12 protein-coding genes are annotated in these 14,287 nt (G+C 69.6%); 7 read left to right on the forward strand and 5 right to left on the reverse strand.

Annotated features, from left to right (window positions below; all coding sequences use genetic code 11):
* Nucleotides 1-14: 14 nt before the first annotated feature.
* Both OG735_RS25870 and OG735_RS25875 read right to left on the reverse strand, forming a co-directional pair.
* Nucleotides 15-788 carry an SDR family NAD(P)-dependent oxidoreductase gene (locus OG735_RS25870; protein ID WP_327325524.1) on the reverse strand — a complete coding sequence of 258 codons (774 nt, stop codon included), beginning with the start codon at nt 786-788 and terminating at the stop codon, nt 15-17.
* Nucleotides 789-883: 95 nt separating this feature from the next.
* Nucleotides 884-1,552 (reverse strand): MOSC domain-containing protein, encoded by a 669-nt coding sequence (locus OG735_RS25875; RefSeq protein WP_327325525.1) that lies wholly within the window; start codon nt 1,550-1,552, stop codon nt 884-886.
* Between the two features lie 79 nt (nt 1,553-1,631).
* Here OG735_RS25875 and OG735_RS25880 point away from each other — a divergent pair, with 79 nt between their 5' ends.
* Complete coding sequence (locus OG735_RS25880; protein ID WP_327325526.1) at nt 1,632-2,528, forward strand: LysR family transcriptional regulator; 897 nt, start codon at nt 1,632-1,634, stop codon at nt 2,526-2,528.
* A gap of 64 nt (nt 2,529-2,592) precedes the next feature.
* On the opposite strand, the gene OG735_RS25885 is transcribed toward OG735_RS25880, so the two are convergent.
* Nucleotides 2,593-2,916 (reverse strand): WhiB family transcriptional regulator, encoded by a 324-nt coding sequence (locus tag OG735_RS25885; RefSeq protein ID WP_327325527.1) that lies wholly within the window; start codon nt 2,914-2,916, stop codon nt 2,593-2,595.
* A 430-nt stretch (nt 2,917-3,346) separates the two neighbouring features.
* Between OG735_RS25885 and OG735_RS25890 the strand changes: the two genes are divergently transcribed.
* The 4 genes from OG735_RS25890 (at nt 3,347) to OG735_RS25905 (ending at nt 7,693) form a co-directional block, all read left to right on the forward strand.
* Nucleotides 3,347-3,958 carry a response regulator transcription factor gene (locus OG735_RS25890; protein WP_003948568.1) on the forward strand — a complete coding sequence of 204 codons (612 nt, stop codon included), beginning with the start codon at nt 3,347-3,349 and terminating at the stop codon, nt 3,956-3,958.
* A 254-nt stretch (nt 3,959-4,212) separates the two neighbouring features.
* On the forward strand, nt 4,213-4,788 hold the full coding sequence (locus tag OG735_RS25895; protein ID WP_326652003.1) for a sigma-70 family RNA polymerase sigma factor: 576 nt from the start codon (nt 4,213-4,215) through the stop codon (nt 4,786-4,788).
* Between the two features lie 164 nt (nt 4,789-4,952).
* Nucleotides 4,953-6,455, forward strand: coding sequence for an IMP dehydrogenase (gene guaB / locus OG735_RS25900; RefSeq protein ID WP_327325528.1), 1,503 nt, complete (start codon nt 4,953-4,955; stop codon nt 6,453-6,455).
* A 113-nt stretch (nt 6,456-6,568) separates the two neighbouring features.
* Nucleotides 6,569-7,693, forward strand: coding sequence for a GuaB3 family IMP dehydrogenase-related protein (locus OG735_RS25905; protein WP_327325529.1), 1,125 nt, complete (start codon nt 6,569-6,571; stop codon nt 7,691-7,693).
* 97 nt (nt 7,694-7,790) lie between these two features.
* On the opposite strand, the gene OG735_RS25910 is transcribed toward OG735_RS25905, so the two are convergent.
* Together OG735_RS25910 and OG735_RS25915 are read right to left on the reverse strand one after the other, a co-directional pair.
* Nucleotides 7,791-8,279, reverse strand: a complete 489-nt coding sequence (locus tag OG735_RS25910; RefSeq protein WP_327325530.1) for a hypothetical protein — start codon at nt 8,277-8,279, stop codon at nt 7,791-7,793.
* 112 nt (nt 8,280-8,391) lie between these two features.
* A complete protein-coding gene (locus OG735_RS25915) occupies nt 8,392-9,633 on the reverse strand; it encodes a nucleotide sugar dehydrogenase (RefSeq protein ID WP_327325531.1) in 1,242 nt (413 codons plus the stop codon).
* 229 nt (nt 9,634-9,862) lie between these two features.
* Between OG735_RS25915 and OG735_RS25920 the strand changes: the two genes are divergently transcribed.
* Both OG735_RS25920 and OG735_RS25925 read left to right on the forward strand, forming a co-directional pair.
* Nucleotides 9,863-11,569: a glycerol-3-phosphate dehydrogenase/oxidase gene (locus OG735_RS25920; RefSeq protein WP_327325532.1), complete on the forward strand. Its 1,707-nt coding sequence runs from the start codon at nt 9,863-9,865 to the stop codon at nt 11,567-11,569.
* A gap of 326 nt (nt 11,570-11,895) precedes the next feature.
* Nucleotides 11,896-14,262 (forward strand): serine/threonine-protein kinase, encoded by a 2,367-nt coding sequence (locus tag OG735_RS25925; protein WP_327325533.1) that lies wholly within the window; start codon nt 11,896-11,898, stop codon nt 14,260-14,262.
* Nucleotides 14,263-14,287: the final 25 nt, after the last annotated feature.

A 14,287-nucleotide genomic window follows, 5' to 3' on the forward strand; every position in this document is an offset into this window, starting at 1 on the left:
TTCCCGCGACACGCTCACTGCGGGCCGTACTTCCGGCCTGTCCTGGACGTGATCCCGCCGAGCAGCCCGCGCGGCGCCAGCTTCACCGCACCCATCAGCGCCTTGTAGCGCGGGTCGGGGATCGAGAGCGACTTCCCGCGAGCCAGGTCCGCCAGCGCTGTGGAGACCAGCTTGTCCGCGTCCAGCCACATCCACCCAGGGATGTTGTCCGTCCCCATCCCGGCCCGTTCGTGGAACTCCGTCCGTACGAATCCGGGGCACAGGGCCATCAGCCGTACGCCCGACCCCGCCAGATCCCGCGCGGCACCCTGCGTGAACTGCACGACCCACGCCTTCGAAGCGCCGTACGTCCCGCGCGGCACGAAGGCGGCCACCGACGCCACATTCACCACCCCGCCCCGCCTGCGCTCCCGCATCGACTCCGCCGCCGCCGCCGTCAGCCGCAGCACCGCCTCGCAGTGCACCTTCAGCATCGTCAGTTCGTCGGCCATGGACACCTCGAGGAAGCGTCCCTTGTTGCCGAACCCCGCATTGTTGACCAGCAGGTCCACCGGGTTCTTCCGGTCGGCGAGCCGCTTCTCGACCGCGCCGATCCCGGCGTCCTGCGACAGATCGGCGGTCAGCACCTCCGCCTCGATGCCGTGCCGGTCGTGCAACTCGGTGGCCTGCTCGTGCAGTCGCTTGGTGTCGCGGGCCACCAGCACCAGGTTGTGTCCCTCGGCCGCGAGCCGCCGCGCGAACGCGGCGCCGATACCCGCGGTCGCTCCCGTAATCAGTGCAGTCGTCATAGGCGGCACGTTAGTGCCCTGTGTGGGAGTGCGCTGTACGCCCCTTGCCCGCCCGAATTCCCCTTGCCCTCCCGGAGGCCTTGTCCGAGGTTTCCCTACCCGCCCTGCTTGGCGACGTACTCGCGGGCGTCCTTCAGCAGCTCGGGGTGGAGCGCCTCGCCTGCCGCGAGCAGACGAGGCAGCAGCTCGCGCTCCGTGGTGTCGGCCCGGAACGAGAGCTCGACCGTCACCTCGTGATCCGGCCGGTGCACGAGCTCGATCGCGTCGCCCGCGCGGATCTCGCCGGGTTCGACGACCCGCAGATACGCGCCGGGCGCGCCGTGCCGCGTGAAGCGCTTGACCCAGCCCTTCTCGCCCAGCCAGCTCGCGAACGTACGGCATGGAATGCGGCCGCTGGTCACCTCCAGCACCAGCCCGTCGCCTATCCGCCAGCGCTCGCCGATCTTCGCCCCGCTCACATCGAGCCCGCTCGTCGTGAGGTTCTCCCCGAAGGAGCCGTTGGCCAGTGGCCGCCCCAACTCCCGCTCCCAGAAGTCCAGATCCTCGCGCGCGAAGGCGTACACGGCCTGGTGGGTCCCGCCGTGGTGCCGCAGATCGCAGACCGTGTCCCCGACGACCCCGCTGGCCCCTTGCCCTTTGGGGCCCGGCTCCCTCACCCGTACGGCCCCATCGGCCGGCTGCTTGTCGATGCCGGTCGTGCCGCCCGCGCCGTCGGTGTAGTCGACGGCCTTCGGCCGTCCCACGTTCACGGTCAGAACCTTCATGGACGCCACGCTACCCCCCGCTCTCAAACGAACCATCCAATTATTGGTCTTCCCTCCAAGGGCCCCTTATATTCGAAGAGTGATCGAAGCCCGTCATCTCCGTGTCCTGCGTGCCGTTGCCGCCACCGGCTCGTTCTCGGCGGCCGCGCGCACGCTGGGCTGCACACAGCCCGCCGTCAGCCAGCAGATGAAGGCGCTCGAGACCTCGGCCGGTACCCCGCTGCTGATTCGCACAGGCCGCGCAATGCGCCTGACCCAGGCGGGTGAGGCGCTCGTGCGGCACGCCTCGGGCATCCTGGCCGGGCTCACCGCCGCCGAGGAGGAAATCGCCGCCATCGCCGGTCTGCGGGCCGGCCGGGTCCGGCTGGTCTCGTTCCCCAGCGGCAGCTCCACCCTCGTACCGACCGCGCTCGCCGCCCTGCGCGCGGCCCACCCGGGCACCCGGGTCTCTCTCGTCGAGGCCGAGCCGCCGCGCTCGGTGGAGATGCTGCGGGAGGGTGACTGCGATGTGGCGCTCGCCTTCCGTTACGGCGCGACAGACACGGAGTGGGACGACCTGATCGTCCGCCCGCTGCTCACCGACCGCCTCGTGGGTCTCGTCCCCGAAGGGCACCGCCTCGCCGAATCGGACTCCGTCACCATCGGCGATCTGGCCGGTGAGCCCTGGATCGCGGGCTGCCCGCGCTGCCGCCGCCAGCTCGTCGAGGTCTGCGAGGAGGCGGGCTTCACCCCGCGTATCGACTTCGCCACCGACGACTACCCGGCGGTGATCGGCCTGGTCGCCGCGGGTCTGGGGGTGGCCGTGCTGCCCGAGCTGGCCATGGAGTCGGTTCGGCCCAAGGCCGCGCGCACCGTGACCGTGGAGCCGGCGGTCCAGCGCGAGATCGTGGCGCTCACGCTCCCGGACCTGGCGCAGGTCCCGGCGGTCGCCGCCACTCTCGACCAGCTGACTCTGGCGGCGCCACGACGGCCCTGAGCGCCCCTCGCTCAGGGCAGAGTCGCTGCAGGAACGTTTCTTCGAATCTCCCGCACCGCGGGAGTCAGCCCCGCGGTACGCCTCCCACGCTGTTCGCCGGGATCAGTCGATGCCGTGCACGCCCCATCAGCTCCTCGCGCTCGTCCTCGGTCAGTCCGCCCCACACGCCGTACGGCTCCCGCACCGCCAGTGCGTGTGCCGCGCACTCCGCGCGGACCGGGCACCTCATGCAGACCTCTTTTGCCGAGTTCTCGCGCGCACTTCGTGCAGCGCCACGCTCACCCTCGGGGTGGAAGAAGAGAGAGCTGTCCACCCCACGGCAGGCTGCGAGGAGCTGCCAGTCCCACAGATCGGCGTTGGGTCCGGGAAGGCGGGAGAAATCTGCCATAGCGCTTGTCCCCTTGAAACCGTGCTGAGTGGATACAGGACAGGTCGGATCAGACGCGATACGAGTCGGATCCGGCACTCGTACCGTGACCACGACCGTACATCTACGGTGTTAGTAGATGTAAATATGACTCATTGCGAATCTAGCCACAGACACCAGAAAAAGGGAAGAAAAGCCGCTAAATGGGGCATAGCTGACTGATGAAGGACGCATGACCTGCGGTGCTCTCCTCTGCGCACGACCCCTCACGTAGAGTGCTGAAGGCGGCTGTCCGACCCGTAACTCTTTCGAGTGACCGTCGTTGAGAGTGCGGAGGCGGTTGAAACAACAAGCGCTCGGGCACATGTCCGAGAGCGTTCAACCGCACAGGTGACGAAACGTACTCAGCCTGGAGGCTCAAGGTGACGCGCATCAGCTGCGGAGGGCGGCCATGACATCCGTCCTCGTCTGCGACGACTCCCCGCTTGCCCGAGAGGCGCTCCGCCGCGCGGTTGCGACCGTGCCCGGCGTCGAGCGCGTGACGACCGCGGCCAACGGCGAGGAAGTCCTCCGCCGCTGGGGCGCCGACCGCTCGGACCTGATTCTGATGGACGTACGCATGCCCGGACTGGGCGGCGTCGAGACGGTCCGCCGGTTGCTCTCCGCCGATCCCGGCGCCCGGATCATCATGCTGACCGTCGCCGAGGACCTGGACGGCGTCGCGCTCGCGGTCGCCGCCGGTGCCCGCGGCTATCTGCACAAGGACGCCTCGCGCGCCGAGTTGCGGGCGACGGTCACCCAGGCGCTCGCCGATCCGACCTGGCGGCTGGCACCACGCCGGCTGCGTTCGGCGGAAATGGGCGCGGCGCCGACGCTCACCGCGCGTGAGATCCAGGTGCTCGAAGGAATGAGTCACGGCCGGTCGAACGCCGAGATCGGCCGCGAGCTCTTCCTCTCCGAGGACACGGTGAAAACGCACGCCAGGCGGCTTTTCAAGAAGCTGGGCGCTTCGGACCGGGCGCACGCCGTCGCGCTCGGATTCCGCTGGGGCCTGGTCCGCTAGGTAATCGCGAGTGGTCACCACGGCGGTACGACGGATCCCGCCCGCCACTCGGCGGGCGGGGTGGCGGACAGCCGTGGGCATCCGTTTCCCGCGCGATGCCGCATCCTTGAGATGTGGAGTTCCTCGGGGACAAGTCGGTCGAGCGGGAGGGGAGGGCGCAGGAGATGAGTTCCGGCGCACCTGCTCATAACGCTTCGGTGCACAACATTGGACGCAGTGCCACGGATTCTCAGCCGCCAAGGCACCATGGACCGATGCGCGACGACGAGACCACGGTGATCGGTGCACTCGTTCACCGTGCCGTCGATGGCGACGAGCAGGCTACGCACGACCTCCTCGCGCATGTCCATCCGCTCGCGCTGCGCTTCTGCCGTGCCCGGCTCAGCCGGCTGCCGGGCGACGCGCGTCACTTCGTGGAGGACCTTGCGCAGGAGGTCTGTGTCGCGGTGCTGATGGCGCTGCCGCGGTACAAGGACACCGGAAGGCCCTTCGAGGCTTTCGTCTTCGCCATCGCATCCCACAAGGTCGCCGATCTGCAGCGGGCGGCCATGCGGCATCCGGGATCGACGGCTGTGCCGTCCAACGAGATGCCGGAGCGTCCTGACGATTCGCTCGGTCCCGAGGAGCGCGCGCTGCTCAGTGACGATGCCGAGTGGGCCAAAAGGCTGCTCGCCAATCTGCCGGAGAACCAGCGGGAGCTGCTGGTGCTGCGGGTCGCCGTGGGACTGACCGCCGAGGAGACCGGGCAGATGCTGGGAATGTCACCCGGCGCGGTGCGTGTCGCCCAGCACCGGGCACTCAGCCGGCTGCGCGCCCTGGCCGAGCAGTAGGCCGCGGGCCGAACCGAACGGTTGGCCGAGCACTGAACCGAGCAGCGCGTTTCGTACGTATGAAGGTACAAAGCTGCTCGCTGATCTTGATCGTGGAATGAGACCGCTGCTGAGCCCGTTAGCATGGACATCCGCACCGATCAAGGCCATTTGGGGAAGGTGTCATGACCAACGTCGACGGAGTGCCCGATAAATTCGCGACACTCGGGCTGACCTACGACGATGTGCTGCTGCTGCCGGGCTCCTCTGACATGGCGCCCGACCAGATCGACACCTCCTCGTACATCTCGAAGAACGTACGGGTGAAGATCCCGCTGCTGTCCGCCGCGATGGACAAGGTCACCGAGGCCCGTATGGCCATCGCCATGGCCCGGCAGGGCGGCGCCGGTGTACTGCACCGCAATCTCTCCATCGCCGACCAGGCCAACCAGGTCGACCTGGTCAAGCGCTCCGAGTCCGGCATGGTCAGCGACCCGATCACGGTGAACCCTGACGCGACGCTCACCGAGGCCGACCAGCTGTGCGCCAAGTTCCGTATCAGCGGCGTCCCGGTGACCGACCGCGCCGGCAAGCTGCTAGGCATCGTCACCAACCGCGACATGGCCTTCGAGTCGGACCGTACGCGCCAGGTGCGCGAGGTCATGACTCCGATGCCGCTGGTCACCGGCAAGGTCGGGATCTCCGGTGTGGACGCCATGGAGCTGCTGCGCCGGCACAAGATCGAGAAGCTTCCGCTGGTCGACGAGGCCGGTGTGCTCAAGGGCCTGATCACGGTCAAGGACTTCGTCAAGGCCGAGAAGTACCCGAACGCCGCCAAGGACAAGGACGGTCGGCTGCTCGTCGGCGCGGCCGTCGGTGTCGCCGGTGACGCGTACGAGCGGGCCCAGGCGCTGATCGAGGCGGGCGTCGACTTCATCGTCGTCGACACCGCGCACGGCCACTCCCGACTGGTCGGCGACATGGTCGCCAAGATCAAGTCGAATGCGGCCGGTGTCGATGTCATCGGCGGCAACATCGCCACCCGCGATGGCGCACAGGCGCTGATCGACGCTGGTGTCGACGGCATCAAGGTCGGTGTCGGACCGGGCTCCATCTGTACGACGCGGGTGGTCGCCGGCATCGGCGTACCGCAGGTCACCGCGATCTACGAAGCCTCCCTCGCCGCCAAGGCGGCCGGCGTCCCGGTCATCGGTGACGGCGGTCTGCAGTACTCCGGCGACATCGCGAAGGCGCTGGTCGCGGGCGCGGACACGGTGATGCTCGGCTCGCTGCTCGCCGGCTGCGAGGAGTCGCCGGGCGAGCTGCTCTTCATCAACGGCAAGCAGTTCAAGTCGTACCGCGGCATGGGTTCGCTGGGCGCGATGCAGACCCGTGGCGAGCAGCGTTCGTTCTCGAAGGACCGTTACTTCCAGGAGGGCGTGGCCTCCGACGAGAAGCTGGTGCCCGAGGGCATCGAGGGCCAGGTGCCCTACCGCGGTCCGCTCTCCGCGGTCGTGCACCAACTGACCGGTGGTCTGCGGCAGTCGATGTTCTACGTCGGCGGACGCACGGTGCCGGAGCTGCAGGACCGCGGCCGGTTCGTACGGATCACGTCGGCGGGGCTCAAGGAGAGTCACCCGCACGACATCCAGATGACGGTCGAGGCGCCGAACTACACCAGGCGCTGACAGCTGTGTGCTGAACGCATGCGGTGAGGGGCGGCTCCGGGGTTCCGGGGCCGCCCCTCCCGTGTGTGTCGGGGATACTGGAACCGCAGACGTAGAGGGAAAGGCCACACATCGTGACTGAGATCGAGATCGGGCGCGGAAAGCGCGGCCGCCGGGCGTACGCGTTCGATGACATCGCCGTCGTACCGAGCCGGCGTACGCGGGACCCGAAGGAGGTCTCGATCGCCTGGCAGATCGACGCCTACCGCTTCGAGCTGCCGTTCCTGGCCGCTCCGATGGACTCGGTGGTCTCTCCGCAGACCGCGATCCGCATCGGTGAGCTGGGCGGACTGGGTGTGCTCAACCTCGAGGGTCTGTGGACCCGGTACGAGGACCCGCAGCCGCTGCTCGACGAGATTACTGAGCTCGACCAGGACGCCGCGACCCGCCGTCTGCAGGAGATCTACGCAGCCCCGATCAAGGAGGAGCTGATCGGGCAGCGGATCAAGGAGGTGCGCGACTCGGGTGTGGTGACCGCCGCCGCGCTCTCGCCGGGGCGCACCGCGCAGTTCTCGAAGGCCGTGGTGGACGCGGGCGTCGACATCTTCGTCATCCGCGGTACGACGGTCTCCGCCGAGCACGTCTCAGGCGCCGCCGAACCGCTGAACCTGAAGCAGTTCATCTACGAGCTCGATGTGCCGGTCATCGTGGGCGGCTGCGCCACCTACACGGCCGCGCTGCACCTGATGCGTACGGGCGCCGCGGGCGTCCTGGTCGGCTTCGGCGGCGGCGCCGCGCACACCACGCGCAACGTCCTGGGCATCCAGGTTCCGATGGCGACCGCTGTCGCCGATGTGGCCGCGGCCCGCCGCGACTACATGGACGAGTCCGGCGGCCGGTACGTCCACGTCATCGCGGACGGCGGCGTGGGCTGGTCCGGCGATCTGCCGAAGGCGATCGCCTGCGGCGCGGACTCGGTGATGATCGGCTCCCCGCTGGTCCGTGCGACGGACGCGCCGGGCAAGGGCCACCACTGGGGCATGGAGGCAGTCCACGAGGACGTGCCGCGCGGCAAGCTGGTGGACCTGGGCATCGTGGGCACGACCGAGGAGGTCCTCACCGGTCCCTCGCACAGCCCCGACGGCTCGATGAACTTCTTCGGCGCGCTGCGCCGGGCGATGGCGACGACGGGCTACAGCGAGCTCAAGGAGTTCCAGCGCGTCGAGGTGACGGTGGCGGACTCGCAGCACCGCCGTTGACGCCGACGCCGACGGTCGTACGGCTGGTACGGCTCGTACGGTCAGTACGCAGAAGGGCCCCGCACCTGGTGGTGCGGGGCCCCTTCGCTTGCGTGGATCAGTCGTTGGCCTTCTTGGCGCCGGCGAACGCGGCGGCCGCGCCGACGGCGAGGAAGACGTAGGACATGAAGTCCGCCGCTTCCTTCCACACCTTGGTCAGGTCACCGAAGTGGCCGAAGAAGTACTCCGTGAAGGAGAGGTCGCCCAACTTCGTGAAGATGACCGCGATGGCGACCAGCTGCCCCAGGTACACGGCACCGAGCGCGAGCACCGCGCCGATGACGGGCAGGGCCGGGTTGCGGCCGCCGACCTTGGCGGCGGCGAAGCCGACAAGGAAGCCGACGCCGATGGCCGCGTAGCCGATCTCGCGCTCGATGGCACCGCCGATGGCGCCGTACGCGCCCGCGGCGACCAGGGCGGCGACGACGGCAGCCACCAGGCCGAGGCCGATGTTGTCGCGGACCGGGGCCGGCGGCGGAGTCGGGGCGTACGGGGCGCCTTCGCCGGCGAACGGGTTACCGGACGGCGGTGGAACAGGCTGGCTCATGTGGAATTTCCCCCAGGGACGAATGCTTCGCACGACCGTGCGAGCGGAGGTCCCGGAGACTAGCAGCCCGGTCCGACAGAGCGGCATTCAGTTATCGAGCCGTTGTGAGGGCTCAGAGGCGGTGCGCTGCGCCGACCGGGGTGGCTCCCCTTGTGTCCAGCAGGAGTTGGGCCTTGACCGCGAGACCCTGCAGGTCGTACGTGCGGTGGTGCTGGAGAAGCACCGTCAGATCCGCGCTGGCGGCGGCCTCGTAGAGCGAGTCGGCCCGGGGTACCGGCTGATCGCCGACGCGCCAGTCGGGGACGTACGGGTCGTGGTAGCTGACGGCTGCGCCGAGGTCCAGCAGACGGCGGGCGATCTCGGTCGCCGGGGAGCTCTCCAGGTCGGCGAGGTCCGGCTTGTAGGTGATGCCCATGAGCAGCACGCGCGCGCCGCGGGCCGATTTGCCGTGTTCGTTGAGGAGGGTCGCGCAGCGCTGGATGACGTATTGCGGCATCCGGGTGTTGATCTCCTGGGCGAGGCCGACCATGCGCAAGGGGTGGCCGGGGGTACGGCCGGTGTGTGGGAGGCAGTTGGGGTCGAGGGGGACGCCGTAGCCGCCGACGCCCGGGCCGGGGCGGAAGGCATGGAAGCCGAACGGCTTGGTCTCTGCGCAGCGGATGACGTCCCACAGGTCGACGCCGAGGTCGTGGCAGAGCACCGCCATCTCGTTGACCAGGGCGATGTTGACATGTCGGAAGTTCGTCTCGAGGACCTTGACGGTCTCGGCCTCGCGCGGTCCGCGAGCGCGGACCACTTTGTCGGTGAGCCGGCTGTAGAAGGTGGCTGCCGATTCTGTGCAGGCCGGGGTGAGACCGCCGATGACCTTGGGGGTGTTGGCGTAGTCGTGGGTGCGGCTGCCCGGGTCGACGCGGCTGGGGGAGTAGGCGAGATGGAAGTCGCGGCCGGCCCGCAGTCCGGAGCCTTCCTCGAGGATGGGGCGGAGGAAGTTCTCCGTGGTGCCGGGCTGGACGGCCGATTCCAGCAGCACGGTGGTGTGCGGGCGCAGTCGGGCCGACAGTGCCCGGGCGGCTTCGGCGACCGCTGTGAGGTCGAGGGTGCCGTCCGCGCCGAGAGGTGTGGGGGCGCAGATGACGGCGGTGCGTACGCGGCCGAGTTCGCCCGGGTCGGTGACGGTCCGGAAGCCCCCCGAGAGCATCCGGCGGATGTCGGCGGGGGTGCGTCCCGCGGCCGGTTCCGTGAGGTGGCGTGGGTCGGTGTCGTAGCCGATGGTTTCGATGCCGACGGCTACGGCGGCCTGGGCGAGGGGCAGGCCGAGGTGGCCGAGTCCGATGACGGCGAGATCTGCGGGCATGGCGTTGGCCGTCCTTCCCTTAGCCGGAGGGGACAGAGAGCGCAAGCCCTGTGGGCAGAACGAGCGTGCGCTATGTCAGACTAGGCGTAAATATGACCGATACGTCGCATTGCGAGCTTGTGGCTGTCCGAGTGTTATCCACAGCCGGTGGCTGAAGTCGCCGAGTGCGGACAGAATCGACGTTGTGAGCCCGACCGCAGGGGACACACGGGGGCGACGGGAGGCAACAGTGAGGACAGCGACACTGGGACCCGCGGAGCGCGCCGAGGCGCTCGCCGGGATGGCCGAGCGTGAACTGGACGTGCTGGTAGTGGGCGCGGGCGTGGTCGGAGCCGGGACCGCGCTGGACGCCGCGACGCGCGGACTCTCGACCGGTCTGGTCGAGGCGCGCGACTGGGCATCGGGCACGTCGAGCCGGTCGAGCAAGCTGATCCACGGCGGGCTGCGCTATCTGGAGATGCTGGACTTCGCGCTCGTACGGGAGGCGCTGAAGGAGCGTGGGCTGCTGCTGGAGCGGCTGGCACCGCATCTGGTGAAACCGGTGCCGTTCCTGTATCCGCTGCAGCACAAGGGCTGGGAGCGGCTGTACGCCGGATCGGGCGTCGCGCTGTACGACGCGATGTCGGTGTCGTCGGGGCACGGGCGCGGACTGCCTGTCCACCGTCATCTCTCCAAACGGCGCGCGCTGCAGGTCGCGCCCTGTCTGAAGAAGGACGCCCTGGTCGGGGCCTTGCAGTACTACGACGCCCAGATGGACGACGCACGCTATGTGGCGACGCTGGTGCGCACGGCGGCGAGCTATGGCGCCCAAGTCGCCAGCCGGGCCCGGGTGATCGGCTTCCTGCGGGAGGGCGAGCGGGTCGTCGGGGCGCGGGTGCAGGACGTCGAGGCCGGCGGGGAGTACGAGATCCGAGCCAAACAGGTCGTCAACGCCACGGGTGTGTGGACGGACGACACCCAGGCGCTGATCGGGGAGCGCGGGCAGTTCCATGTGCGCGCGTCCAAGGGCATACATCTGGTGGTGCCCAAGGACCGGATCCACTCGACGAGCGGGCTGATCCTGCGGACCGAGAAGTCGGTGCTGTTCGTCATCCCGTGGGGCCGGCACTGGATCGTGGGGACGACGGACACCGACTGGGACCTGGACAAGGCCCATCCGGCGGCATCCAGCGCGGACATCGACTATCTGCTGGAGCACGTCAATTCGGTGCTGGCGGTGCCGCTGACCCGGGACGACGTCGAGGGTGTGTACGCCGGGCTGCGGCCGCTGCTCGCCGGGGAGTCGGACGCGACCAGCAAACTGTCGCGCGAACACACGGTGGCGCATCCGGTGCCGGGTCTCGTGGTCGTCGCGGGCGGTAAGTACACGACGTACCGCGTGATGGCGAAGGATGCGGTGGACGAGGCGGTGCACGCGCTCGACCAGCGGGTGGCCGCGTGCGTCACGGAGGACGTGCCACTGGTCGGGGCCGAGGGATACGGCGCGCTGTGGAACGCGCGGGCGAGGATCGCGGCGCGGACCGGGCTTCATGTGGTGCGCGTGGAGCATCTGTTGAACCGGTACGGCTCGATGATCGAGGAGCTGTTGACCCTGATCGCCGACGATCCGACGCTCGGTGAGCCGCTGGGCAGTGCGGACGACTATCTGCGGGCCGAGATCGTCTATGCCGCCTCGCGCGAAGGGGCGCGGCACCTCGACGACGTACTGACACGGCGGACCCGGATCTCGATCGAGACCTTCGACCGGGGGACGCGGAGTGCGCGCGAGTGTGCGGAGCTGATGGCGCCGGTGCTGGGTTGGGACAAGGAGCACATCGAGAAGGAGGTGGAGCACTACGAGAAGCGGGTCGAGGCGGAGCGTGAATCGCAGCGGCAGCCGGACGACCTGACGGCGGACGCGGCGCGGCTGGGCGCGCCGGACATCGTGCCGATCTGACCTCTGGAGATCTGTCCGGCTTCCTGCTTCCGGCCCTGAACCGGCGGAAATCGGCCTCTGGAGAGGTCGGTTCGGGGCGGCGAGTGGAGCGGAGGGGTGCCGTCCGCTTGGCTGGGCAGGGCTACGACCAGCGGAGCGGTGAGCTTCACCGCGAGTAATGGCATTGTGGGTGGTCCCATGCTTCCGGACCCGTCCTGGCGGACGGCGGACCCGGGAGAAACGCCGGTCCTGGAGTAGGGGACAATGGGGCCTCTGCCAGGGCGGGTTACCGCATCGCGCGGGAAGCGGCAGGCGCGGGCGAAGATCAGGGATCGCAGAGGGGACGCATGTCGGAGGCGGAGCAGTCGCGGGAGCCCCAGCGGGACACGGCCAAGGAGCCCCAGCGGGACGCCGGGCAGGATTCCGGGACGGAGCTCGAGGCGGAGTCCAAGGACTCCAAGAAGGAGCTCGGCAAGGAGCCCGGGCCGGGGCCCAAGGCGGAGCCCGTGAAGGGGTCCGGGGCGGGGCCTGCGAAGGGTTCCGGGGGGTCTGACAGGGGCTCAGGGCGGGGCGCGGAGAAGGCTTCCGGTCACGGTGCCGAGGCCGGGTCCGGTGCTGGGTCTGCGGACTCCGCGGCCGGGGCAGGGTCCGCTGAGCGCGGGTCCAAGGCTGGGACTGCGGGGTCCGGGGCAGGGTCCGCTGAGCGCGGGTCCAAGGCTGGGACTGCGGGGTCCGGGGCAGGGTCCGCTGAGCGCGGGTCCAAGGCTGGGACTGCGGGGTCCGGGGCAGGGTCCGCTGAGCGCGGGTCCAAGGCCGGGGCCGTCGCGTCCGGAGCCGGGCAGGGCGCTGCCAAGGCTGCCGCGGGCGGAAGGGGGTTCGGGCGGGAGACCGAAGGGCGGCTTCTCGCCGGGCGTTACCGGCTCGGAGGCGTGCTCGGGCGCGGTGGCATGGGCACGGTCTGGCGAGCCGTCGACGAGACGCTCGGCCGTGCCGTCGCCGTGAAGGAACTGCGCTTCCCCAACAGCATCGACGAAGAAGAGAAGCGCCGGCTCATCACGCGTACGCTGCGCGAGGCCAAGGCGATCGCCCGGATCCGCAACAACAGCGCGGTGACCGTCTACGACGTCGTCGACGAGGACGACCGCCCGTGGATCGTCATGGAGCTCGTCGAGGGCAAGTCCCTCGCCGAAGCAGTACGTGAGGACGGCACGCTGACTCCGCGGCGGGCCGCCGAGGTCGGGCTGGCGATCCTCGACGTACTGCGTTCCGCGCACCGCGAGGGCATTCTGCATCGCGATGTGAAGCCGTCCAATGTGCTGATCGGCGCGGACGGGCGTGTGGTGCTCACCGACTTCGGTATCGCGCAGGTCGAGGGCGACCCGTCGATCACCTCGACCGGCATGCTCGTCGGCGCCCCTTCGTACATCTCGCCCGAGCGCGCCCGTGGCCACAAGCCCGGGCCGGCCGCCGACCTCTGGTCGCTGGGAGGCCTGCTGTACGCGAGCGTCGAGGGCTGCCCGCCGTACGACAAGGGCTCCGCGATCGCGACGCTGACCGCCGTGATGACCGAGCCGCTCGACCCGCCGAAGAACGCGGGCCCGCTGGAGGAGGTCATCTACGGCCTGCTCGCCAAGGACCCCGATCAGCGTCTCGACGACGCGGGCGCACGGGCGTTGCTCATCGATGTATTGCACGCGCCCGAGGCGCCGGAGCGGGTCGCCGAGCCGGAGCCGTCGCCCGAAGCCACCCGGGCCATCGCGCTGCCGCCGCTCCCCCCGAAGCTGCCGGAGGCGAAGCCGAAGGACCCCGCGGCCGACCGGGTGCGCGGTGCGCTGCGCTCCGTACGGAACGCGGCGGCGGCCGCGAAGCCGGAACAGAAGCCGAAGCCGCGGCCCACGCCGCAGGCACCCGCCGCGCCGCCGGCGCCGGTGCGGGCGCCGCTCACCGATGTGGTGCCGCGCCGCACGCTGGTGATCATCGCGGTCCTCGCCGCGCTCGCCGTGCTGTCCACCGTGCTCTATCTGACGCAGGGCGGCGACGACAAGGGTGGCAAGGGCAAGCCCAAGGGCGGCAAGTCCGCTTCGGCCGGGGCCACGAACGGTGGCACCGACAAGGGCACGTACGCCGGCAAGGACACCGGTAAGGGCAAGGACACGGGCACGGGCGGCGGCAAGGATGACACCGGCGGCAGCGGCGCCGCGGCCGGGCAGCCGTCGGGCAAGCCCAAGACCGACGACTCCGCGGGCGGGAACGGGCTGCCGGCCGGGTACGCGATGATGTCCAACGACCGGTTCCACTTCATCGTGGCGATGCCCAAGGGCTTCAAGCTCACCGGCATCGCGGGTGAGAACTCCGGCGGGATTTTCAGCGCCGACGATGGATTCCCGCGCATCCAGGTCGACTTCAACCCCAGCCCCAAGGAGGACGCCGCCGCTGCCTGGAATGCGGCGATGCCGGGGACCCGGGACAGCAGCAGTGGCTACAAGCACCTCGGGATCCGCGCGGTCGAGTACAACGGCTATCCGACCGTCGCCGACTGGAAGTTCGAGCGCAATCAGGACGGCAAGCGGGTACGGGTCCTCAACAGGGGCTTCAAGGTGGACGCCACGCACGGCTACTCGATCATGATCACGTGTGTGGCGAGCGAGTGGGGGAGCGCGGAGTGCGAGACGCTGCGCAAGACGGCGTTCGCCACATTCAAGCCCAAGGACTGAGTAAGGCCACGTATCGTGAGAGCTC

Origin of the sequence: Streptomyces sp. NBC_01210, assembly GCF_036010325.1 — a bacterium.
In the GTDB taxonomy this organism is placed as follows: Bacteria; Actinomycetota; Actinomycetes; order Streptomycetales; family Streptomycetaceae; genus Streptomyces.

Excerpts from the sequence above, each read along its gene's own strand:
- OG735_RS25870 (WP_327325524.1), bottom strand. The coding sequence starts at position 788 with ATGACGACTGCACTGATTACGGGAGCGACCGCGGGTATCGGCGCCGCG.
- OG735_RS25875 (WP_327325525.1), bottom strand. The coding sequence starts at position 1,552 with ATGAAGGTTCTGACCGTGAACGTGGGACGGCCGAAGGCCGTCGACTAC.
- OG735_RS25885 (WP_327325527.1), bottom strand. The coding sequence starts at position 2,916 with ATGGCAGATTTCTCCCGCCTTCCCGGACCCAACGCCGATCTGTGGGAC.
- OG735_RS25890 (WP_003948568.1), top strand. The coding sequence starts at position 3,347 with ATGACATCCGTCCTCGTCTGCGACGACTCCCCGCTTGCCCGAGAGGCG.
- OG735_RS25895 (WP_326652003.1), top strand. The coding sequence starts at position 4,213 with ATGCGCGACGACGAGACCACGGTGATCGGTGCACTCGTTCACCGTGCC.
- guaB (WP_327325528.1), top strand. The coding sequence starts at position 4,953 with ATGACCAACGTCGACGGAGTGCCCGATAAATTCGCGACACTCGGGCTG.
- OG735_RS25910 (WP_327325530.1), bottom strand. The coding sequence starts at position 8,279 with ATGAGCCAGCCTGTTCCACCGCCGTCCGGTAACCCGTTCGCCGGCGAA.
- OG735_RS25915 (WP_327325531.1), bottom strand. The coding sequence starts at position 9,633 with ATGCCCGCAGATCTCGCCGTCATCGGACTCGGCCACCTCGGCCTGCCC.
- OG735_RS25925 (WP_327325533.1), top strand. The coding sequence starts at position 11,896 with ATGTCGGAGGCGGAGCAGTCGCGGGAGCCCCAGCGGGACACGGCCAAG.